The organism is Bacillus sp. SJS (assembly GCF_000732485.2).
Taxonomy (GTDB): domain Bacteria; phylum Bacillota; class Bacilli; order Bacillales; family Bacillaceae; genus Metabacillus_B; species Metabacillus_B sediminis.
Genome location: NZ_JAQV02000026.1, coordinates 1 through 22,092, shown reverse-complemented (window position 1 = coordinate 22,092; position 22,092 = coordinate 1). Strand labels below are relative to the sequence as shown.

The following is a 22,092-nucleotide window of genomic DNA, read 5'->3' as shown; positions in this document are numbered from 1 at the left end:
AGTGTGCCTGTCTTTTTAGAAATAAGGATAAGACGGGAGAGAAAAAGATGAACAAGACGAAAAATCGCTGGCTGATTGCAGCTGCGGCTGTCGGCATTCACATTTCCATTGGTTCTGTATATTCCTGGAGCGTATTTACAAATCCTCTGCTTGAAAAACACGGCTGGAGTTTAAGCGCCGTCTCCTTAACATTCAGTATTGCTATTCTGTTTCTTGGATTATCTGCAGCATTCATGGGCCATTTCGTTGAAAAATATGGACCTAAAAAATCGGGAATCATATCCTCAGTATGCTTTGGAGCGGGAATGATTGGAGCAGGATTCGCTGAGAGCATAGGCTCCCTTTATCTTCTTTATTTTTTTTACGGAGCTTTAGGAGGGATAGGTCTTGGAATCGGGTATATTACTCCGGTATCTTCGCTAGTGAAATGGTTTCCTGACCGCCGCGGACTTGCTACTGGACTTGCCATTATGGGGTTTGGATTTGCCTCATTAATTGCGAGCCCGATCATCGCTTCCCTGATTAACAATGCAGGTATTGCGAATACGTTTTACCTGTTAGGTGCTGTTTACTTTGTCCTCATGATTTGTTCTTCTCTCTATTTATCCCCGCCGCCTCAAGGCTGGATGCCCAAAGGAATGGAAGATAGCCGCGCTTCTGAAAAAACGGGTGGAGACCTTGCTCAGCTGACAGCGAATGAAGCAGTCAGGACCATTCGTTTCTGGGCCCTGTGGGCGATGCTGTTTATTAATGTTACATGCGGAATTGGCAATTATATCAGTAGCTTCCCCGATGGCCCAGGACATTGCAGGCTTAAGTGCAGGTGCAGCGGCGGCAATGGTAGGTATTATGGGTCTGTTTAACGGGTTTGGAAGGATCGGCTGGGCATCTGTCTCGGATTACATTGGGCGTCCGAATGTGTATACCGCTTTTTTTGCCATTCAGGCTATCGCATTTTTATGCCTTCCCAATTTAACAAACGCTTTCCTTTTTCAGCTTGTAATCTTTATCATCCTGACTTGCTATGGAGGAGGATTTGCCTCTATTCCCGCCTACATCGGCGATTTATTTGGTACGAAACAACTGGGGGCCATTCACGGATATATTTTGACTGCCTGGGCAGCCGCCGGCCTTACGGGTCCCCTGCTTGTATCAAACATAAGAGAGCTGACAGAAAGCTATTCGATTACTCTCTATTTATTTACTGGAGCCTTTCTCGCAGCACTGGCCATTTCGCTGCTTATCCGCTTAAACATCCGCAGCATAAAAAAGAATCGAGGGCATCAGCAGGAGAAAGCGCTTTAAAAAAGGAGAATTTTTGCAATCCCGATTTACAGGAATTAGAACGAATATTATATGGTATAATTGCTATAGAGAGGGAGTGTCCTTTTGAAAAACTCAAACAACCTGTTTCACTCTGGTGAAAGGGCCATTATTAAGAAAACGAAAGAACCCGTGACGATTGCAAAATGCCAATACGTCAAACATATGAAGAAGTTTTCGTACATTGTGAACGAAAATCCCAGTACCTTTTATTTTGAAGAGGAACTGCAGAAGCCGGAATAAGGACGCATCAAAACAGGCCCCCTGCCTATTAGGAGGCCTGTTTTTTTGACTACCTTTTTTTCTCAAGCTTAACTCTGCCAGAAAAGAAGACAGCGCCTCCGCCCATATCGGCTAGCCGGTCAGGAGTGAGGGAATTGACAAGCTGTTTTGTACCTGGGGTGTCAGCCCACAAACCTTGAGTAACTAAGACACCGGGAAGTACCGTATTCCCAACAGCAGCAGTTAGTTCACATTCTCCCCGGTCATTCCATACTCTCGCAAGATCCCCATCCTCAATTCCAAACCGTCCGGCATCCTTATCGTTCATAAACAAACGAGGCTGCTTTTCAAGGACTGTATGTTTTTCATTATGGCTAAAGGTTGAATTCAAGAAATTATGGTTAGGGCCTGGAACAAACAAAAAAGGGAAATCCCCGTCCTCAACAAGAGGTGAGTAAGTCGGAAGTGCAGGATAACCATGGGATTTCATTTGCTCGGAATAAAGCTCAATTTTTCCGCTTGGCGTAGGGAGGTTACCCGGAAACATCGGTTTTACATCGGCTTTCACAAAATCATGCTTTGAAAGTTCGTCATAGCTGATGCCCTGTATATATGGATTGTCGGATTGATCTACCGCCTGCCGGATTAATTCTTCTTCCGAAACGTCAAAGTAAGCAGGATCCATGTTGAACGCTTTGGCCAGCATGCGAAAAAGCTCGACATTTGATTTAGATTCACCAAACTTTTCGATAACAGGCTTCTGGATTTGCATATAGTGATGCCAATAGGATGTATAAAAATCCGTGTTTTCAAAGGAAGAGGAGGCAGGCAGGACAAGGTCTGCGTAAGCAGCAGTTTCTGTCAAAAATAAATCATGAACGACAGTAAACAAGTCTTCCCTGGCAAGACCTTTCCGAACTTTATTTCCTTCCGGGGCAACGACAGCAGGATTGCTATTATAGACGAACATTGATTTGACCGGCGGATCCAGTTCGAGAAGGGCGCGGCCAATCTCATTCATATTAATGACCCGTGCGCTTTTAACCTGAAGCAGATCCGGTCGTGTCAGTGCTTCACTGTCATGCTGCAAATAGCCCGAATTCCCTTTGATCGCACCACCGCCTTTTTTTAGCCACTGCCCGGTAATCGCGGGAAGGCAAGCAATCGTTCGAACATTCATCCCCCCATTATCATGATGCTGTATTCCATTTCCGATTCTGATAAATGAGGGGGAGGTTTTACCGTACATTCTGGACAGCGTATATAAATCATTAACCGGTATGCCGGTTATGGACGATACGGTCTCCGGATCATATTGAATAACGTGTTCTTTTAATTCTTCATATCCGACAGAATATTTCTCCAGAAAAGCTTCATCCGCGTAATTTTCCTTAAAAAGAATATGCATCATACCGAGAGCCAGGGCACTGTCTGTCCCAGGAAGAATCGGGATAAACCAGTCTGCCATACGGCCGGTCTGGTTCTTGTGAACATCGATTACGACAATCTTTGCGCCATTCTTCCGTGCTTTTTGGGCGATTGTCACTTGATGCATATTCGTGCTCACGGCATTGATTCCCCAGAAAATAATCAGTTTGGAGTGAATCGTTTCCTCCGGATCAATCCCGAAGCTTCCGCCCATCGTGTATTTGTAGCCGAACGAACCCGCTACAGAACAAATGGCACGATTCAGCAAGCTCGCTCCAAGCTGATGGAAAAACCGGCGGTCGATTCCTTCCGATGAGAGGAGCCCCATGTTTCCGTAAAAGCTGTAGGGGAGGATGCTCTCAGGTCCATCACTTTCAATCAGCTTCATCCAGCGGGACTTAATGGTTTCAATCGCTTCATCCCACGTAATCCTCTCAAACCTGCCCTCTCCTTTTGGTCCCACCCGTTTCATTGGATAGGCAAGGCGTTTCGGATCATAAAGACGTTCTGTCATATGCCGCACCTTATTGCAAATGCTCCCCTTCGTAACCGGATGATCAGGATCTCCTTCAACCTTCACAATCTTCCCCTTCTCCTTATGTACCAGCAGCCCGCACTGATCCGGACAATCCAACGAGCAAACCGATTTAAAGACTCCGTCAGGCTGATCAATATAAGATAACAACGCACTTCCCCCTTGGCATTCATTGTTATCCCTAATCTTAAACGAAATTGGATAGGGGATAAAGTGAAACTTCCGTCAGGCGGTTTTCCTGACGGTTAGTTGAACCAATCGGGCCATTACGGGCAGTTAAGGAAAAAGCGTCCGCCAGCATATTTTCAAAGAATCCAAAAAGCGTGCCCCATACTGCCCGTTATGGCGGGATAAAGTGAAACTTCCGTCAGGGGGTTTTTGCTGACGGTTAGTTGAACCAATCGGGTGAATATACCGCATTTGGTTATTGGATAAAACTTACTTTAATGGATTATAATGATGAAGAACCTGCCTAATCAGGGTATAGATTACTAGTACTTGTCATAGGGATGAAACATTTTGATTACATACACCGTTTAATAAGAAGTTAGCTATTAAAAAACAAAGGGGATGTAATGATGAAAAAGGCATTACCAATTGTTCTCGCTGCTGGTCTCGCTTTCGGCGCTATGCCTTATGAACCTGCTGCAGCCGCTTCTTCCGGATGGACCAATAACGAATTAAAGCCGGGACAGATCGGCAGAGTTACGGCAATTCAGGATATCAGTGTTTATGAGAAATCAGGTACAAGCTTTAAAGCAGTTTCCAGTTTGAAAAAAGGCCAAGTCTCAAGAGTTTACACAAACCGTAATGGATGGTTTGGTATTGGCGGAGGGAAGTTCGTAAAGGCAGATGGTTCCGTAGCCTATGAAACGCCTTCAAAATCCAGATATGAAGCAGTAAACGGGATAAAATCAATAAAAATAACCGCTAAAGATGCGCCGGTTGAATACCCGCAAATGATAGGAATGAATAACAAAAATGCTGAACAGTCAATTAATGCTGTGATACTTAGACAAGCAAACCAACATGTAGAAAATTACAAGAAAGCTAAGCTGCAAGAAGAAAAGAATAAACAGCAATGGGAAAAGGACGGCAAGCCTTATCCATGGAAGCCTTATGAATACAAAGCAAGCTATGAAATTCACTTCAATAAAAATCATTTGCTGAGTGTGGTCGTTTATGAATATCAATATATGGGCGGAGCACATGGTATGACAGTTGCGAAAACGCTGAATTTTAATTCACTTAATGGTTCCCGTTTCGATTTAACAACAGTGATAAAAAATAAAACAAGCGTGGTGAAAAACTATGCCGCAGCAGATTTGAGAAATCAATCCAACAGAAATCAAACCGCAATTTTTCCAGATGCATTAAAGGAAATTGTCATTGACAGCAATAGGGAATGGACATTTCATAATAAAGGATTGAAATTAATTTTTCAGGAATATGAAGTTGGCCCTTATTCGTCTGGAATGCCCGAAGTGATTGTACCTATGTCTGTATATCAGTAAGCCTATAAGGCCCGGCACATCATATTAATGAAGGGGATTACTTTTAACGGCTATTCTCATAGAATGATTAAACTGCAAAAACCGCATTCTCCTCGAATGCGGTTTTTATGTGTCCTTGTTTAAAATCGTTCATTCAAATCCCATCAAATATTTAGAACTGGCCCAGCCTTTTGTTCCGTTGTAATCAATTCGTGCCCAATCACCAGCCCATTCATGAACGGTTACTTTTTTTCCAGCCGGAATAACGAGGAGGCTTGCTGAAGAAGCGGCTGCACTTTTTCTTAAATGCAGGTTCGTTTTAGTAACACCTGTTCCGGCTATTGGCAGCATGAATTTTGCACTCGCATAAGCTATTTTGCCTTTATATTGAAAAGAGACCCATCCAGAAGTGGTAATTCGCTGTATTTCAATTTTTACTCCCTTTCGCAACGATCCTAGAACTTTTGACTGAGTATTGGCTGCTGCCCGAATGTTTAATTTGCCTGCAGTTACCTCATACGTATAAGCTGCAGAGGCTTGAGCTGTACTGGCTTCAAAGAATGGAAGAGCTGAGCTGAGCGGAAAGGAAAGGATGCCGAGAGCTAATACGGAAGCAGTTGATGCTTTTTGCCATTTTTTCATTTTTTTCACCCCAAATAATTTTTTTCTTGCTTGTATATGGAACGGAATTAGGAATAAAATTGTTTCATTTCTTTAGCTTATAGGCGAATAGTTTAGCAGTAATCCTCCCATTATCAGGAGAGAATTTCTTTCATCAATGGAGAATGACAATTGACATTTTAAAAATAGAATCATATGATAAAAGAAAAAGTTGCGCTAGGTAAAAAAACTAGTTAGGGTGAAAAATAAATGACCAATACTAAAACAGTTTGTCTATACCAAGCGAATAAAGGGGATACCTTAAAAATTACTTCACTTTCCCTTGAAGGAGTGATGCGCAGAAGACTTCTTGATTTAGGCTTTGTCCCTGGAGCAGTGGTGAAGGTAGTCCGCAGAAGTCCGCTTGGCGATCCCATTGCCTTTCGAGTCAGCCAAACGACGATTGCCCTTCGAAAAGAAGAGAGTATGAGAATTGAAGGAGAGTTGATCACTCATGAATAATGTGTACAGAGTCGCATTAGCCGGAAATCCCAATACCGGGAAAAGCACCCTGTTCAACGCTTTGACCGGTCTGAAGCAGCACACAGGAAACTGGGCTGGAAAAACCGTTGATATGGCAGAAGGAACGATGCAGCATAAGGGCGAAACGTATAAGCTCATTGATCTTCCCGGGACCTATTCTCTTTTCTCAAATTCAAAGGATGAAGAAGTTGCGAGGAATTATATCGTCTTTGAAAAGCCGGATATTACATTAGTGGTACTCGATGCAACATCACTTGAACGGAATATGAATCTCGCTCTTCAAGTGCTTGAAATGACAACGAACGTTATTGTTTGCGTCAATTTAATTGATGAAGCGGCGAAGCGGGGCATCAGTATTAATGAGCAGCAGCTGACAAGAAGACTTGGAGTGCCGGTTGTAAAAATATCAGCACGCAATAAAACGGGATTTCCACTGCTGTTTGATACGATGGACCGGCTTGTGAAAGGGATCATCCAATGTCAGCCGGCCCTGATTAGCTATCATACGGCTATTGAGGAAAAAATCAGCAAAATCGAACCGCTTGTCCGTCCGCTCATTGACGATGACCTCTCTGCAAGATGGGTTGCCCTGAGACTGCTGGATGGAGATGAATCCCTTTTGGATGAATTAAAAGGCCGTATGGCGCAAAAGGAGGAGCTGACACGTGGACTTAAGTATCCAGTTTGACAAAGTATTAAACGAGGCAAGAGACATATCGTCTGCTGAGATACGCGATGAGATTGTTCAGAGTCTTCATGAAAAAAGCAAGGAGCTTTGTGCAAGGACCGTTACGTTTAGTAAAACAAAAGAAGATGTTCGGACTGAAAAACTGGATGCTGTTCTGACATCACCGATTTTTGGATTTCCGATCATGCTGATCATGCTCGGGGCAGTTTTTTATTTAACGATTGCAGGAGCCAATGTGCCATCCTCCATGCTTGGTGAATTCTTCAGCTGGATTGAAGGGTACTTAACAATTTTCTTCCAGTGGATGGGGGCACCTGAGTGGCTATACGGAATATTGGTACTTGGTCTGTTCCGGGGAACGACTTGGGTAATCAGTGTGATGCTGCCGCCTATGGCGATTTTCTTTCCGGTGTTCGCCCTGCTTGAAAACTTCGGATACCTTCCGCGCGTGGCTTTTAACATGGATCGCATTTTCAAACAGGTTGGAGCCCATGGAAAGCAGTCTTTGACGATGGCGATGGGATTTGGGTGCAACGCCGCTGCTATGATGTCTACCCGAATCATTGAATCTCCCAGAGAGCGGATGCTAGCGATCTTAACGAATAACTTTGTGCCATGCAACGGACGCTGGGGAACGCTTATTATCCTTTCATCCCTATTCATGGCAGCTGGGTTTACAGGAGGCTGGGCTTCACTTGTCACAACAGCTGTCATTGTCGGAATCGTATTATTTGGAGTTATCGTTACTTTTTTCGTTTCCTTTGTCTTATCAAAAACCGCTTTGAAAGGCGTTCCAACTCATTACACCCTGGAACTTCCGCCATACCGAAAACCAAAAGTATGGGATACTGTGGTCCGGGCTTCATTAACCCGTTCGATTTCTGTTCTGATGAGAGCGGTAAAGATTGCGGCACCGGCAGCCATGCTTACATGGATTCTTGCAAATGTATTTATCGGGGATACAAGTATTCTGATGTACTTCGTTAACTTCCTTGATCCTTTTGGAAAAATGCTTGGAATGGATGGCTACATTTTAGCGGCATTCCTGATCGGCTTGCCGGCTAATGAAATCGTATTGCCTGTTCTTTTAATGGGTTATCTTTCGACCGGATCTCTTACGGAAGTGGATAATCTGATGGATTTAAAGCAAATTTTCCTTGATCACGGCTGGACGTGGCTAACAGCTTTAAATATGATGCTGTTCTCGCTTCTTCACTTCCCGTGCGGCACGACACTCATCAATATATATAAGGAAACAAAAAGCAAAAAATGGACGTTCATGTCTTTTATCATCCCGACCGTTATAGCCATCGCTGTGACATTTATTCTTGCTCAGGCGGCCTTTCTGTTTGGATGGGTTTAAGGAGTAGTGATTAAAAAGAAGCAAAGATCCTTTAAATGAAGGATCTTTGCTTCTTTCTTTTGGTAAAATAAAGGGATAAAATGGTACTAAAATGTGGGGAGGATGATAAAAATGAAAGCTGCGGCAGTCCCAATTAAGAATCAAATGAATGGTGTATTTGTTCATGTGAAGAATTTAAAGGCATCTGTAGCATGGTATTTTGACCTGCTCGGGCAGGAAGCAGATTTGGACAAGGTTCATTCGCCAGTCTGCAACATCCCTATCAATGGAACAACCTCTCTCACCTTGGATGATCACAGCTTTGATGCTCAATTTAAAGAAAGCATCAGCGGGAACCCGATTTTCAATCTTTATGCTCCTGAAATAGAGGAGGCTTATGCTTTTGTGAAAAACAAAGAAATTAAGATTGTAAGAGAACTGGAATGGGCGGGAGAAACAGCATGGTTCAATATACAGGATCCTGACGGAAATGTAATCATGATTGCTAATTGCTAAACGAAAGAAAACAGCCGGGGGGACCCGGCTGTTTTTCAATAACGATCTGTGTTTGGTGGTTTTTTATTTCACACGTCCGCCTGCTTGCGGGTTACTCTCATTCTTTTTATATCATCCTTCAAAAGGATGTAAAGAGAAGGAAGCATAAATAGGGCAAAGCCTGCTTTCTCCAATAATTCTCCGCCGTCCTCATAAAATTTCAAAAGGCTTTCTCCAAACATTTCGGCTCCAAGGAAAATCAGAACAACACCGAGTACTTTGAATAGAACAGATAAGTTCAGTTTCACCGCTGTTTTAAATAGTACGATCGTGGTGGCCACAGCAAGAACAATCCCTAGGATATTTCCTGCAGCAATCAATCCTGCGTGATGTGAGATCTGGGTAAGATTAAAGATCATCAGTTCGAGGCCCTCTCTGAATACGGAAAGAAAAGCCAAAATAAACAAACTGATTTTTGATGCATTGGAAGAAACTTTAGACGTAACCGAATTACTTACATCGCTGTTCCGGTGCAGCCATAAAATAAAGTAAGCGATGAGTCCGGACGCTGCCAGCATCATGATTCCTTCGAACAGTTCTTCAGAAGAGCCTTCCATCTCCTGAGCGCCGGAAAAAACGATCAGTCCGCCGATTATGCTGACAATCAATCCGATACCTGCTCCAAGGTAGACGGATGATTTAAGATCGTGCCGATTAATTCGGGTTGTATGTATTAAAATAATTCCGATAATGAGTGCTGCTTCCAGCCCTTCGCGTAATGCAAGAAATAAACTCGACCACATATATGCCATCCCCCCGTAAATTATAATGAAATTCATTCTCATTTATATAATAGTGAGAATGAATTTCAATGTCAATATAGATTTTAGGAGAATAGTTGGGTATTCTTTTTGAGATTGGGTTTATCGGCTGATTTTAAAAAAGTCATGCATCTCTTTTTCAGGATGCATGACACCATCTAATTACTTTCCCGGTTCCAGTTTCAGTACGTCTTTTTTTGAACCGTAACTGGTCAGCGAGGTTTCATGATACGTTCCTTCTACCCAGTTTTTTAGCTGATTGCTGTACCATTCGCTCCTGAAATGCCCGGACTGCCCGGGACTGTTATTGTGATAAGCCTTTGACAAATCAGAAAGGTCAGCTACGAAACGCCATGGAGCACCATGATCAACTACTCCATTTTCTTCATAAGCAGCCGCTTGAACCGTCACCTGGCTGCCTCCGACAGGGAGGGGCTTTTGCCTGTTGAAAACCCACTCGAGTACAGGTGAAGCTGAGGAGAGCGGGTGGGCGAAATAAACCTGATGATAGTCCCCCCATTTCCATGCTTTTGGATCTTTGCCGTATTGATCTTGAATGGCAGCAAGGACGTTTTTCAAAGAGGAGTGCAGAACGTTTTGGATTCCTCCTTTTTCTTCAATCCAAACCGATTTTTCTCCGTCTAATGCTTTTCGCAATAATTCATCAACCGCCTGCTGTTTCCCCTCAAATAGTTCATCCATTTTCTCAGGGATTTTATCCGCAAACAGAACCCTTGGAAGTTCTTTCATCCATAAATGGAAGATGAGTGGGGCACCGTATTCAGGGTTATCCTCGTAATTCCAGTTCTCAAGAAGGGAAAGGGCTTCTTTTTCCTGTGATGTGAGTTTTTGTTCTTTGAGTGCTTTAAGGAATGAAGGAACAAATTCTCTTGCATAAAGATCCTTTTGATCCATCTGAAGTTTCTTCATGTCATTTACAGTCAGCTTTTCTTTGCTAGTTAAAAACTCCTCAATCCTCATATACCGATATGGCTGTGCCCAGTGATGACTGATATGGTATGGATAACGGTCATCTATGACTTTGTTATTGGCAGTTGCCAGAAAGCCTTCCTCCGGATTCACGCTTCGCGGGAGCTGATCCCATGGAATGAAACCGGTCCATTCATAATCATCTGTCCAGCCTGGAACAGGAAGCAGTCCGTCCCCATTTTTGCGGATTGGAATTTTCCCGTTTGCTTTGTAAGCGATTGTTCCATCCTGGCCGGCAAAAACGAAATTTTGAGTTGGAACGTGGAATCCTTCCAATGCCTTTTCGAATTCATTCCAGTTTTGAGCACGGTTCATGTTAAGAACAGCCTGCAGTTCTGTGCTTGGCATCAACGCGGTCCATTTCATCGCAAGAACCGTATCTTTTTTCTGATCTAATGAAAACTCGGAAATGACAGGACCATGCCTCGTTTCTGTCACTTCATAGGGAATGGTTTTTTTGCCTTTAACAGCAATGGGTTCTTTTATTATCTTCGCCTGTTCCCATTTTCCGTTATGGAGGAACTTTGAATCATCTTGCGGACTGCGTTTCTCAATGTACAGATCCTGTACGTCGGGGCCCGTATTCGTTACACCCCATGCAATTTTCTCGTTATGTCCGAGAATGATCCCGGGAACACCTGCAAAAATGACCCCACTCACATTCTGGGATGGAGAGGTGAGGTGCATCTGATACCAGATGGATGGCGTGGCCAGCCCGAGATGAGGATCATCAGCTAAAAGAGGCTTGCCTGTAACGGTTTTCTTCCCGCTCACAACCCAGTTGTTGCTTCCGTTAAATTCGCGTGGAATGACGGCACTTGCAAACGTATCCTGAATATCGAGCTTTATATTTTTGTAGCTTGAGAGGATAGCAGGAGCATCCTTTGGATAACTTGGAAAAAGCTCAAGTGCTTCTTCTTTTGAAAGATGATCCATCGCCCAATAACGAAACGCCTGTCCCTGCCAATGCCCGCCTAAATCAAACGCCATATATTTTCCGATTGTAAGGGAGTCAAGTGGGGTCCACTTGGAAGGCTCGTATCCAAGCAGAGTAAACTCCAGTGGAAGTTTTCCCTCTTTTTTTGCCTCCTTTATATACGCATTGACCCCATCTGCAAACCACTGAAGAACTTGAAGAGACTCTTGATCATAAGCCGATAGGGACGCCTGTGCTGCCCGCCTTAACCCAAGCGTTCTGAAAAATTTATCACGGTCTATGGTGGCCTCTCCAACTACTTCGCTCAGCATACCGGAGGCTTGTCTTCGGCTCAAATCCATTTGGAAAAGCCGGTCCTGAGCCTGGATGTATCCTTGAGCCATATACAGGTCTTTTTCACTGCCCGCTTTTATATGAGGCACACCCTCCTGATCTCTAGTAACCACCGTTTCCTGTGTAAGTCCTGCAATGACTGTTTCTCCGGACAGCTTTGGCAGACTTCTATTAGTGTAAACGTTTACAAAAATAACGCCTGAAATAAGCAGCAGGGCAAAAACAGAAAGGCTTATGAGAAGCCATTTTCTTAACGGACGCTTTTTCTTTATCTCCAACGGAGTATTTGCTTGCATGTCATTGCCCCCTTCTATTATTTTTCTATCTATAATTTATTTATATAGGAATTAGGGAGGGTTAGCACGAAGTATTTTTCCAATAGATAGAAAATTCAGTAAGAAAAAGCTAGTAAAGTCTGAGGAAAAAGAAAAAAGCCTTATGAAAAGGCCGATAATTGAAAACTTAAGATCGCTGGATTACAGAAGTGGAATAGCTTTTTATCATCTTTTGCAAGTTTTTATGCCCTTCCCTAAGCTTAATCGTTTCTTCGATAATTTTTTGGAAACCTTCTAAATCTCTATCCGAAGCATTCAATACTGATTTTGGCAAACCTTCTGCAAGCTGCTGTAAAGTAAATTCCTGAATCATGTCATTAACCACCTTTTTAAGTTTTTCGCGCTGATCAACTCTGTTCATCACAGGCTTTTTATCATCCAGTTCCTGCAGGAGTCCAGCACTTTTTCATAACACAAAAAGCTATTCTTATTATTTTGAGAAAACCCGCTGTTTTCCTCCTCCATTCAGGGGGAAATTTATCTTCAATTCTCAGCAAAATCTAATGCGAAAAATCATGATTATAGAAATAACGACAGGATATTCCCCGGATTATCTGTTTTTTACCATTTCACATATTAAATTGGTAAAATTGGAACTTCTCTGCTTAGCCCGCGCATAGATATAAATGTTTAAAAAAATTGAACCGGGGGTTGAGGTTTTTGCTAAAGAAATGGCTTATTGTGTTTTGCAGTGTATTTCTTCTGTCTTTTGGGCAGGTATACCGGGTGCATCTGCAGCAGCAACCAAGTTTATCATCATAAATAAGTCGTCAAACAAGCTTGCTTATTACGAAGACAGCAAGCTGAAACGGGTGTTCAAAGTAGGAACAGGGAGAAGCCAGTCCCTTACACCTGAAGGGAAATTCAAAATTGTTCAGAAAATCATAAACAGACCTTATTATAAAGGAAATATTCCAAGAGGGGATCCAAGAAACCCGCTTGGTAATCGGTGGATGGGGTTTAATGCACGAGGAACATCCGGTTCCACTTATGGAATACACGGTAACAATAATCCAGGCTCAATTGGAGGATATGTCAGCAGCGGCTGTGTCAGGATGTATGATAATGAAGTTGAATGGCTGTATAGTCAAGTGCCAATCAATACAGTCGTCATTATTACAAGCTCAGGGAAATCCTTTGGTGCGATAGCCAAATCTTATGGATACAACGTTAAGCCAGGCGGAAATACCGGAACTACCGGAGATACGCTTAAAATAGGAAGCAGAGGAGATGCAGTAGCAGATCTTCAGCGCAAATTAACAAAGCTTGGATTCAACACAGGGGGCATTGACGGTGTTTTTGGTCCTGCTACAGATAAAGCTGTTCGTGCTTTCCAAAAGAGCAAGAGGCTTACTGCAGACGGAATTGTTGGGCCCAAAACATGGAGTGCACTAAATGGATCAAGTTCGCAGCCCGGGACTACCCTTGCGAACAGCGGAACACTAAGAAAAGGCAGCAAGGGCTCTGCAGTAAAAGAGCTGCAGCAAAGACTGACTGCACGTGGATGCAACACAAGGGGTACTGATGGAATATTCGGCGCAAACACTGAAAAAGCCGTTATCGCCTTTCAAAAGGCCAGCCGTCTCACAGCTGATGGGGTAGTGGGACCGGCAACGAAAAAAGCCATTTTAAAATAAGGTGCAAAAGTGGTTTCTAACCATTTGATGAGCGAAATGCCGTAATATGTCTGAAAACAAGAAAACACCCTTGCATCCGCAAGGGTGTTTTTAGATGGAGACTAGCGGGATCGAACCGCTGACCTTTTGGCTGCCAGCCAAACGCTCTCCCAGCTGAGCTAAGCCCCCGTAATATTTTTATACGTTAGCGCATAATATAAATCATAACGATTTTTCAAAAAAAGTCAATATTGTTTTATGATTATTTAAAAATAATTTTGTAAATAGATAAAAAGTGTAAAAAGGCCTAATATTTACAATCAATTTACATAAAGTCACTTTATCCAGAAGCGAATTGAACCGATAATACTATTAGATAGAAAGGCGGGAGGCAATCAGCATGAAAGTGGCGCAGGCAGTGCTCGGATTAGGGCTGGCTCTGTTTTTGATTTACGAATTTTTCGGTGATGAATTAATTAATGCGGCCGGGTTCAAATCACCTATCCAGCATGAAGTACTGGCTGATCAGGAAGTGACGAAGGATGAAGCGCTTCTTCTAGTTGTAGATTTTCTCGAACGGAGCGGAAAAGGGGAAGCTGGAGCTAAATTCCTCGTTGAAACAAAGAATGAATACATTTGCAGTGCCTCCTGGTTTGAAGACGGCACGACTGCGTCAGGAAATGAAGATGTTACGTATTCAGTCGACCGTGTAACAGGCGACGTGAAACTTATCCAAAAATAATAAGCAGCCGGGCTGAGGAAGGCCGGCTGCCGAACGCTGGTTAAGCACCAATTTTTTCTTTTGCTTCTTTAATCTGGAGAAGATGGCGCTCCTCATGGTACCCCACAAATTCAACCCATTGTTTAATGGATAGTTCTCCTAAGACAGGGTGTTTTAGAGCTCTTGAAGTAAGATCGAAATCTTTTGCAAGCAGCTCAGTGAAATTTATAAGATCTCGTCTGGCTTCTTCGAGTGCAGTTATTACCTTAATCCGGTCAATCGGTACAGGACTCGGCACCACATAGTCAGGGGCGGGAACCTTGCGGGACCGGTCGGTCACAATTTCAAGCTGTTTTTCTTCAACCGTTTTATCCTCTGCATGATGGATGGATTTTTTAAGGCTTTCCAGTACGACTTTCTCCATTTTTTGAAGGTGGTCTACAACCTGCCCAACGCTCCATTCATCAGTTGAAGGCTTTTCATTAAACTCCTCATTTGATAGTTCATTGAGTGTGTTAAGCAATTCTTCTCGCACTTTTTTCATGTGTTCATACATAGCCGATTCCTCCTCTTCACGTTCATCATATCAAAACCATTGATGGAAGTCCCTTCATACACTCCACTTAAACTCTCTCTTTAATCCAGTCCAGTGCCTGTTCCCGCAGCTTGAATTTCTGTATTTTCCCAGATGCTGTCATTGGATACTCATCCATGAAAAAGCAGTATTCCGGAATTTTATAAAAAGCGATTTGCCCTTCACAGTATTCTTTAATATGCTGCATCGTCAGGTCGGCTCCCTCTCTGACTCGGATGCAGGCAGCCGTTCGCTCTCCGTATTTTTCATCGGGCACTCCAATAACCTGTACATCTACAATATCAGGGTGCCGGTATAAAAACTCTTCAATTTCCCTGGGATAAATATTCTCGCCGCCTCTGATAATCATATCCTTGAGGCGGCCGGTAATTTTAACGTAGCCTTCTTCGTCCATTGAAGCGAGATCACCTGTATGCAGCCACCCGTCAGCATCGATTGCTTCACTTGTCGCTTCGGGCATTTTATAATAACCCTTCATAACGTGATAGCCTCTCGTACACAGTTCACCCTGTTCATTTGAAGGCATTTCATTTCCTGTTGCAGGATTGATAATTTTAACTTCAACATGCGGATGAGGTTTCCCGACTGTCTCTACTTTTCTTTCAATAGAGTCATCTACAGTTGTTTGGGTAATGACAGGAGATGCCTCCGTTTGACCGTAGCAAATCGTAATTTCGTTCATCCCCATCTGATCCATTACTTTTTTCATCACTTCGATCGGACAAGGAGAGCCTGCCATAATACCTGTCCGGAGAGAGGAGAGATCATAAGATGGGAAAGAATCCAGTGAAAGTTCGGCAATAAACATCGTCGGAACTCCCTGCAAGCCGGTGCATTGTTCCCTTTCCACTGTTTCGAGCACGAGATCAGGGCTGAATTCTATTGTCGGGACCATGCAGGCCCCAACTGTAACAGCAGCCATTGTACTCAATACGCAGCCGAAACAATGGAAGAACGGTACGGGAATGCAAAGCCTGTCCTTATGTGTCAGCTTCATCGAGCTTGCGATTAAATAACCGTTATTGACAATGTTATGATGGGTAAGCATAACGCCTTTTGGAAACCCTGTCGTTCCCGAAGTGTATTGCATATTAATGGCATCATGCTGATCAAGCTCGCTTTCTCTTTGTTCCAGTTCTGCATCTGAAACTGCAGCTGCATGCATTAAAAATTTATTCCAGCCAGTCATTCCTTCAGGACATGAATCACTGCCTATGTAGATTTGGTGTTTCAGCTTCGTTAGCGGATGGCTGGCTCGGCTTGTGATTGACTGAATCATTTCTGTATAGGAAGTCCCTTTATAGCCGTCTATTAAAAATAAAGCAGCTGAATCGGATTGCTGTAATAAATATTCAAGTTCGTGAACCTGGTAGCTCGTATTAACCGTTACAAGAACCGCGCCCATCCTTGCTGTAGCAAATTGGAGAAGCAGCCACTCAGGGACGTTGGTTGCCCAAACAGCGATATGGTCTCCTTTTTTAATACCGATTCCCATAAGAGCCTTTGCAATTTTTGCCGTTTCCTCGTAGAATTCTTGATAGGTATAACGGATTTCTTCTTTAGAATAGACAATAGCTTCACGGCTTCCAAACTCCTGAACCGTTTCCTGAAACATTTTCCCGATTGTCACTTGCTTTAAAGAATTCATAGGACCTCCTCATATCGCTAGAGTTAACGCTTTCATTATACAATATTAACAGAATATTTTAAAAACTATCCTTCTACAAATCTCGCCTTTTTGCAGATGTTTAGTAGGGTGAGGAGATTAATGTGAACAAACAAAAAACATATGCATATATCGCTCTATTTATTGGGGTGCTCTCTGTCTCGGCCTCTGCCGTAATGGTCAAGCTGACCACCACTCCGCCGCCGGTAACGGCTTTTTACAGAATGTTCTTTTCAGTCCTTCTAATGATGCCTTTTTTCCTGTTAGCAAGGGGATCGGGCATCAAGGAAATGACTAATAAAGACTGGCTCTACATTTCAATGGCAGGAATATTCCTGGCCTTTCATTTTATTTTATGGTTTGAGTCCCTCGAATTAACCTCCGTTGCAAGTTCAGTGGTTCTCGTTACGCTTCAGCCGCTATTCGCATTTGCTGGAACTTACCTGCTTTTTGGTGAGCGGGTAACGCGTCAAGCCGTGTGGAGTGCGGCGATTGCCATAATCGGGAGCTTAATCATCAGCTGGGGGGACCTGCAAATCAGCGGATGGGCACTGGCAGGAGATTTGCTGGCGTTAACCGCCTGTTTTATGGTTACTGCCTATCTTCTATTTGGACAGGAAGTAAGAAAGCGGCATTCGCTGATTTTACATACAACTCTTGTTTACGGGATTAGCGCGGCGACTTTGCTGCTTTATTGCTTAGTATTTTCGTATAGTTTAGACCCAGGAAGCGGCGAAAATCTGATGTGGCTTTTGCTATTGGCCATTTTTCCTAATCTGCTTGGCCATTCTTTATTTAACTGGGCTTTGAAATGGATTAGTACGAACACAATTTCCGTCGCCATTTTATTTGAACCTGCCGGTGCGATCATCCTTGCCTATTATGTGCTGAATGAACAAATCATGTTGACTCAGGCAATCGGCAGTGCCGTAATATTTGCAGGAATACTAATTTTTATGGCTGGGGATATGAAGTGAAAAAGATTCTGCTTACCATTCTAAAAGAAATATGGATGATTAAGGAAAGAAATTGGGTATAGGAGAATAGTGAACTTTAGAATGGCGTAGGGGGACTATTATGTATAAAATCCGGAAAGCAAAAAAAGAAGATATAAAAGGGATTGCGGAAGTTCATGTGGATAGCTGGCGGACTACTTACCGGGATATCGTTGATTCTGCCTATTTAAACTCGCTTACATATGCAGAGAAGATGAGCCAGTGGGAGCAAGCCGATCTCGATCATCTGTTTTTAGCCGAAGATGAAGAGGGGAGAATCGTCGGGTTTTCAAGCTATGGAAAGGAACGTACTGAAAAGCATGGGTTTGATGGTGAAATATATGCCATCTACCTTCTGGATGAGGTGCAGCGAAAAGGGATTGGGAGTGCGCTGCTGTTAAATTCGATAGATGATCTCATTGAAAAAGGATTCCAATCTGTCATGGTTTGGGTAATCAGTGAAAATCCTTCCCGGGGATTTTATGAATCCTATTTTCCTGAATTAATAGGGGAAGAAACATTGTCAATTGGAAATCGGGAGCATATTGAATATGCTTTTGGATGGAAGGATATTGAACGGCTTAAATCGATGCTGCTGCAAGGCAATCGAGTATAACAGAAAGATAAGAAGGGCCTCCAATCTGGTAGGCCCTTCTAATTTAGCTGCTGGTAGAACAAATTAGCCAGTATGGCAAACATGAAGGCAAGAGGCACATTAAATACTAATCCCCAGCCAAATACAAGACCTTCCTCATTGCTTACCCGAATTGCTTCCCTATAACTGATTAAAAAATGAATAATTGATAACAGCATGCAGCCTAACATAAAAGAAAAGGTTGAATTCATTGTCTAGCCTCCCGCATCTCCTTCCTATTACTCTAGTACATTCACCAGCAAGCGAAAATAGAACCATTTACTAGATAGACAATAAAAATATTGTGCTATACATTACAAAAATTTCAGTATATAATTTTCTAGATTACAAATATTACAGGGGGACACTGCGGTGAAAAAATATTTCGCGGCATGTCTTGTACTGCTTCAGCTGCTCGTTGCACACACAGCACTGGCTGCAGGCAAGATTGACGTAAACAGCAGCAGCTACAAAGCCTATTTAAAAGAAATTAACTTGACACATGGCCAGTTAGAGACATATTTAGAAAATTTTGATTACAGAATGTTTGATGAATTTGAAGATGTAGAAGATTTAAGAAGTCATCTGGGAAGAAGGGTGACAGATGATGTTCTTAAAGAAATTCTTGCAAAATATGAATTAACAGAAGATCAATTAACAGACCTCCTTGTTGAAAACGGGGATTTATTCGATGGGGAAAAAGTACAGGATGTTTTCTATTTTGAAAATTATCTGCTTGAAACAATTCAAATTGCGGGAGACTATCCGACTGAAATTAATGATGCGACGCTTCAGGAGCTTTGGGAAAGCTACGACTTTACCTCCCGTGAAGAGTTTGACCAGTTTATGAAGGACCACGGCCTGGTTTTAGAAGATTATGATTCGATCGAAGAGCTTGATGAAGAAATCTATAATTTCATGGAACTTCCGGATATGGAATCTGAGTTTGAAGAAATTTTTGATCAGCTTGGTTTAACGGAAGAAGAGTTTGAGCGTTTGGCTGCACACTTCGAAAAAGTATATCAAAACAATCCTTATATTGACGCACAGCTGATGCAGCTTGGTGACAGAATGATGGCAATCGGTGATTTTGAAAGTGTAGATGAGCTTTCTGAGAAAGACATTCAAGAGATGATTTCCATCTACGGTGAAATGATGGATTTGCTGAATTTGCAGGCGAAATACTACCTTGTTAAGGATGGAATCAAAAAAGAGCTTTCTTTGCAGACAATGATGAGTCTGAATGATGTGGATGGGGCAGACCTTTTCGTCGAGCTTTATGATTTGGATAACAAACTGATTTTAGATATGACCTTAACTTCTGAAATGATTGGATCAGAATTAATTAAAGAAACAGGTAAGGACTTAGTAAAAACGTCTGAAGCAGTTTCATCCATTAAGAAACAGACGGAAAAACCGGGAGCAACAGTTAAAGGAGCTAAAATGCCTAAGACAGCAGGATTTCATGCAAACTGGATGATTGCCGGAGCTTCTTTAATAGCGGTTTCCGTTTTAATTAGAAGAAAGCTGCGTACATCCATCTGATGAAACATTTCCTTTCAACAGTAAAGAAGAAGCGTACGCTTCTTCTTTTTAGTGCCGCGATCCTCTTTGCTGCCGGAGTTTACTTAACTAGTACGAATGCGTTTAAATTAGCAAAAGCTTACTTTTTCTATGAAAAGCAGAAAGCGGATTACCATGTGATTAAAACGGCGCCGGCTAAAGCAAGTGAGACAGAAGGCGCTAAACCTTCTCCTTTATATGAAACAAGACCAGTAAAGGGTGAGAAGATGGGTGAGTTAATCATCCCGAAATTAGAGGCTGTTCTGCCCATTTACCATGGTACAGATGAAGACGAGCTCGAAAAAGGAGTTGGGCATTTTGCTCAATCTGTTCTTCCGGGTGAGAAGGATAACTCTGTTTTATCTGGACACCGGGATACCGTCTTCAGGCAGCTTGGAAAAGTAGGGGAGAATGATCTCCTTATAGTAAAAACATCGGCCGGCACATTTACTTATAAAATTCGCAAGGTACGCATTGTAGACGAAAATGACCGTACAGTGATTGTCCCTAAACCAAGGGCTACATTAACTGTTTCTACATGCTATCCGTTTGATTTTATTGGTTCGGCACCAGAACGCTACGTTTTAATTGCAAATCTTATTAAAACAGAAAAACCGTAAGCCAATATTGGCTTACGGTTTTTTTGCATTGCTTTTGATTAGCCCGGGTGAATTCATAATGACTAACCATATTGCAAGTGCAGCGACAATCCAGGTAGGGATCATCCAGGTTGAGTTGTATACAAGTGAGTAGGTGAAAACGGGAGTGCCCTTTGGTGCATATGAGCCGAAAAAGACAATTCCTGATAAAACATGCGAAGCAAGCCGAAGAATGGAACCAAGCAGGGTAGCCGCCATAACTGCGGTCAGAGTTCTCCATTTATTTTGCTTCAATGCAGAATGTACCCATCCTGCAAACAAGCCGCTCATCCCGGCAAGCATAAAAGGCAGCGGATAGTCCAAAATAGCTTGGGCGGGATGTACGATAAATGCAGGTGCCAAAATCGGCTGCAGAATTCCGGTCAGAAGGCCTGTGAGCAATCCGCCTTTGAGACCCCACCTGAAGGACATAATAAATATTGGAATCATTCCAAGTGAAAGTGACCCGCCTTGAGGCATCTTAATGAAGAAACTTGAGAGCATGTCCAGCAACAGTGCCAGAGCAGTTAAAATAGCTGTTTCGGATAAGAATAGAAGTTTTTGATTTTTCATATGGGCTCCTTTTACGGGCATCGACCAAAAGGAGAAAATAAAAAAGCAATGCGGGGAATGCTCTTGCTTCCACGCACTGCTTTAATCACGAAGTTAAACGATCAAGCCACATCCCTACGCAAGCATTAACTAACAGGTTCAAAGGGTCTAGAACAGATTGTTCATTCTCAGCCGAAGGCTCCCCTAGTGGTCGTATACCGAATTATTTAATTATTTTCACTATACACTATCACACAAATTTCGACAATAACTATTTTACATTTAGTAGAATGATGATACTTACGTGCCGCATTTTTGGTACTATTAATTTACCTTATCAAACCAGAAGGAGGAAGAGAATGAAACCATTTACCGAAAAAGCTATTCAAATCATCAAAAATATACCGGAGGGCCGGGTTATGACGTATGGACAAGTTGCATTTGCAGCGGGAAGTCCTAGAGGAGCGAGACAGGTTGTAAGAGTTCTTCATACGATGAGCAGTAAATACAGTTTGCCTTGGCACAGAGTAATCAGTTCTAAAGGAGAACTCTCCATCAAGGATCAGGATGTTCTTGAAGAGCAGAAAAAAGCCTTATCTATAGAAGGAGTTGAAATCGAAACAGGGAATAAAATATCGCTGCAAAAATTCCAGCATCATTTTCATAGAGAAATTTGAAAAAAATGATTGTCCTTTTAGAGATATAGTGATATATTGATATTTGTCGCTGAAAACAGAAGATATTTCCTTTTGAAACATTGTTGAAAAAGATGTTGACTCTTGTCTAACGGCGTGATATATTATTAAAGCCGCTAACGAAGCGGTTGCAAAAAATGATCTTTGAAAACTAAACAAATTGAAGTGCCAACGTTAATTCTAGAGCAACAAACAAGAGCTAGTCAAACTACTTTTTGGAGAGTTTGATCCTGGCTCAGGACGAACGCTGGCGGCGTGCCTAATACATGCAAGTCGAGCGGACCTCTTCGGAGGTCAGCGGCGGACGGGTGAGTAACACGTGGGCAACCTGC

General features: G+C 42.6%; 22 protein-coding genes, 1 tRNA gene, 1 rRNA gene, 1 pseudogene and 1 riboswitch. Of the genes and pseudogenes, 15 read left to right on the top strand and 10 right to left on the bottom strand.

Annotation, left to right across the window (positions count from 1 at the left end; translation table 11 throughout):
* Positions 1-47 precede the first annotated feature (47 nt).
* Both AS29_RS16190 and AS29_RS21655 read left to right on the top strand, forming a co-directional pair.
* Positions 48-1,305: pseudogene (locus AS29_RS16190) on the top strand (L-lactate MFS transporter).
* Positions 1,306-1,389: 84 nt separating this feature from the next.
* Positions 1,390-1,566 carry a hypothetical protein gene (locus AS29_RS21655; protein ID WP_197491623.1) on the top strand — a complete coding sequence of 59 codons (177 nt, stop codon included), beginning with the start codon at positions 1,390-1,392 and terminating at the stop codon, positions 1,564-1,566.
* 49 nt (positions 1,567-1,615) lie between these two features.
* Here the strand turns inward: AS29_RS21655 and AS29_RS16185 are convergent, their stop codons facing one another.
* Positions 1,616-3,658 (bottom strand): molybdopterin-dependent oxidoreductase, encoded by a 2,043-nt coding sequence (locus AS29_RS16185; protein ID WP_035412180.1) that lies wholly within the window; start codon positions 3,656-3,658, stop codon positions 1,616-1,618.
* A 428-nt stretch (positions 3,659-4,086) separates the two neighbouring features.
* On the opposite strand from AS29_RS16185, the gene AS29_RS16180 reads away from it, so the two are divergent.
* Complete coding sequence (locus AS29_RS16180) at positions 4,087-5,022, top strand: DUF3298 and DUF4163 domain-containing protein (RefSeq protein WP_035412177.1); 936 nt, start codon at positions 4,087-4,089, stop codon at positions 5,020-5,022.
* A 129-nt stretch (positions 5,023-5,151) separates the two neighbouring features.
* On the opposite strand, the gene AS29_RS16175 is transcribed toward AS29_RS16180, so the two are convergent.
* Positions 5,152-5,643: an SH3 domain-containing protein gene (locus tag AS29_RS16175; protein WP_035412174.1), complete on the bottom strand. Its 492-nt coding sequence runs from the start codon at positions 5,641-5,643 to the stop codon at positions 5,152-5,154.
* Between the two features lie 228 nt (positions 5,644-5,871).
* On the opposite strand from AS29_RS16175, the gene AS29_RS16170 reads away from it, so the two are divergent.
* From AS29_RS16170 to AS29_RS16155, 4 genes are all read left to right on the top strand, one after another.
* A complete protein-coding gene (locus AS29_RS16170; RefSeq protein WP_035412171.1) occupies positions 5,872-6,123 on the top strand; it encodes a FeoA family protein in 252 nt (83 codons plus the stop codon).
* The gene (locus tag AS29_RS16165) at positions 6,116-6,832 is read left to right on the top strand and encodes a FeoB small GTPase domain-containing protein (protein ID WP_035412167.1); all 717 of its coding nucleotides are present in this window, start codon (positions 6,116-6,118) and stop codon (positions 6,830-6,832) included. The genes AS29_RS16170 and AS29_RS16165 overlap by 8 nt, the downstream gene beginning before the upstream one ends.
* A complete protein-coding gene (locus tag AS29_RS16160; protein WP_035412164.1) occupies positions 6,810-8,195 on the top strand; it encodes a nucleoside recognition domain-containing protein in 1,386 nt (461 codons plus the stop codon). The genes AS29_RS16165 and AS29_RS16160 overlap by 23 nt, the downstream gene beginning before the upstream one ends.
* Positions 8,196-8,306: 111 nt before the next feature.
* A complete protein-coding gene (locus tag AS29_RS16155; RefSeq protein WP_035412161.1) occupies positions 8,307-8,690 on the top strand; it encodes a VOC family protein in 384 nt (127 codons plus the stop codon).
* 68 nt (positions 8,691-8,758) lie between these two features.
* On the opposite strand, the gene AS29_RS16150 is transcribed toward AS29_RS16155, so the two are convergent.
* From AS29_RS16150 to AS29_RS16140, 3 genes are all read right to left on the bottom strand, one after another.
* Positions 8,759-9,472, bottom strand: a complete 714-nt coding sequence (locus AS29_RS16150; protein ID WP_035412158.1) for an FTR1 family iron permease — start codon at positions 9,470-9,472, stop codon at positions 8,759-8,761.
* Positions 9,473-9,652: 180 nt separating this feature from the next.
* Positions 9,653-12,046 carry a penicillin acylase family protein gene (locus AS29_RS16145; RefSeq protein ID WP_035412156.1) on the bottom strand — a complete coding sequence of 798 codons (2,394 nt, stop codon included), beginning with the start codon at positions 12,044-12,046 and terminating at the stop codon, positions 9,653-9,655.
* Between the two features lie 166 nt (positions 12,047-12,212).
* Positions 12,213-12,398 carry a hypothetical protein gene (locus AS29_RS16140; RefSeq protein WP_035412153.1) on the bottom strand — a complete coding sequence of 62 codons (186 nt, stop codon included), beginning with the start codon at positions 12,396-12,398 and terminating at the stop codon, positions 12,213-12,215.
* A gap of 313 nt (positions 12,399-12,711) precedes the next feature.
* Here AS29_RS16140 and AS29_RS16135 point away from each other — a divergent pair, with 313 nt between their 5' ends.
* Complete coding sequence (locus tag AS29_RS16135; RefSeq protein ID WP_082883889.1) at positions 12,712-13,722, top strand: L,D-transpeptidase family protein; 1,011 nt, start codon at positions 12,712-12,714, stop codon at positions 13,720-13,722.
* A gap of 95 nt (positions 13,723-13,817) precedes the next feature.
* Here the strand turns inward: AS29_RS16135 and AS29_RS16130 are convergent.
* Positions 13,818-13,890, bottom strand: a tRNA-Ala gene (locus AS29_RS16130).
* Between the two features lie 211 nt (positions 13,891-14,101).
* On the opposite strand from AS29_RS16130, the gene AS29_RS16125 reads away from it, so the two are divergent.
* Entirely contained in the window at positions 14,102-14,443 is a 342-nt protein-coding gene (locus AS29_RS16125) for a hypothetical protein (RefSeq protein WP_035412150.1), read from the top strand.
* Between the two features lie 40 nt (positions 14,444-14,483).
* On the opposite strand, the gene AS29_RS16120 is transcribed toward AS29_RS16125, so the two are convergent.
* Together AS29_RS16120 and AS29_RS16115 are read right to left on the bottom strand one after the other, a co-directional pair.
* Positions 14,484-14,978 (bottom strand): DinB family protein, encoded by a 495-nt coding sequence (locus tag AS29_RS16120; protein WP_051860828.1) that lies wholly within the window; start codon positions 14,976-14,978, stop codon positions 14,484-14,486.
* A 67-nt stretch (positions 14,979-15,045) separates the two neighbouring features.
* Complete coding sequence (locus AS29_RS16115) at positions 15,046-16,665, bottom strand: AMP-binding protein (RefSeq protein WP_035412146.1); 1,620 nt, start codon at positions 16,663-16,665, stop codon at positions 15,046-15,048.
* 122 nt (positions 16,666-16,787) lie between these two features.
* On the opposite strand from AS29_RS16115, the gene AS29_RS16110 reads away from it, so the two are divergent.
* The gene (locus AS29_RS16110; RefSeq protein ID WP_035412142.1) at positions 16,788-17,660 is read left to right on the top strand and encodes a DMT family transporter; all 873 of its coding nucleotides are present in this window, start codon (positions 16,788-16,790) and stop codon (positions 17,658-17,660) included.
* A 100-nt stretch (positions 17,661-17,760) separates the two neighbouring features.
* Positions 17,761-18,294 (top strand): GNAT family N-acetyltransferase, encoded by a 534-nt coding sequence (locus AS29_RS16105; RefSeq protein ID WP_035412140.1) that lies wholly within the window; start codon positions 17,761-17,763, stop codon positions 18,292-18,294.
* Positions 18,295-18,332: 38 nt separating this feature from the next.
* Here the strand turns inward: AS29_RS16105 and AS29_RS16100 are convergent, their stop codons facing one another.
* Positions 18,333-18,524 (bottom strand): hypothetical protein, encoded by a 192-nt coding sequence (locus AS29_RS16100; RefSeq protein WP_035412137.1) that lies wholly within the window; start codon positions 18,522-18,524, stop codon positions 18,333-18,335.
* A gap of 160 nt (positions 18,525-18,684) precedes the next feature.
* On the opposite strand from AS29_RS16100, the gene AS29_RS16095 reads away from it, so the two are divergent.
* Both AS29_RS16095 and AS29_RS16090 read left to right on the top strand, forming a co-directional pair.
* Positions 18,685-19,857: a processed acidic surface protein gene (locus tag AS29_RS16095; RefSeq protein WP_035412135.1), complete on the top strand. Its 1,173-nt coding sequence runs from the start codon at positions 18,685-18,687 to the stop codon at positions 19,855-19,857.
* A complete protein-coding gene (locus AS29_RS16090) occupies positions 19,857-20,495 on the top strand; it encodes a class D sortase (protein ID WP_082883888.1) in 639 nt (212 codons plus the stop codon). The genes AS29_RS16095 and AS29_RS16090 overlap by 1 nt, the downstream gene beginning before the upstream one ends.
* A 12-nt stretch (positions 20,496-20,507) precedes the next feature.
* Here the strand turns inward: AS29_RS16090 and thiT are convergent, their stop codons facing one another.
* Positions 20,508-21,086, bottom strand: coding sequence for an energy-coupled thiamine transporter ThiT (gene thiT / locus AS29_RS16085; protein ID WP_035412132.1), 579 nt, complete (start codon positions 21,084-21,086; stop codon positions 20,508-20,510).
* 94 nt (positions 21,087-21,180) lie between these two features.
* Positions 21,181-21,281, bottom strand: a riboswitch (TPP riboswitch).
* 143 nt (positions 21,282-21,424) lie between these two features.
* Here thiT and AS29_RS16080 point away from each other — a divergent pair.
* Positions 21,425-21,742, top strand: a complete 318-nt coding sequence (locus tag AS29_RS16080; RefSeq protein WP_035412129.1) for an MGMT family protein — start codon at positions 21,425-21,427, stop codon at positions 21,740-21,742.
* Between the two features lie 230 nt (positions 21,743-21,972).
* Positions 21,973-22,092 (top strand): 16S ribosomal RNA (locus tag AS29_RS16075); the annotation flags it as partial.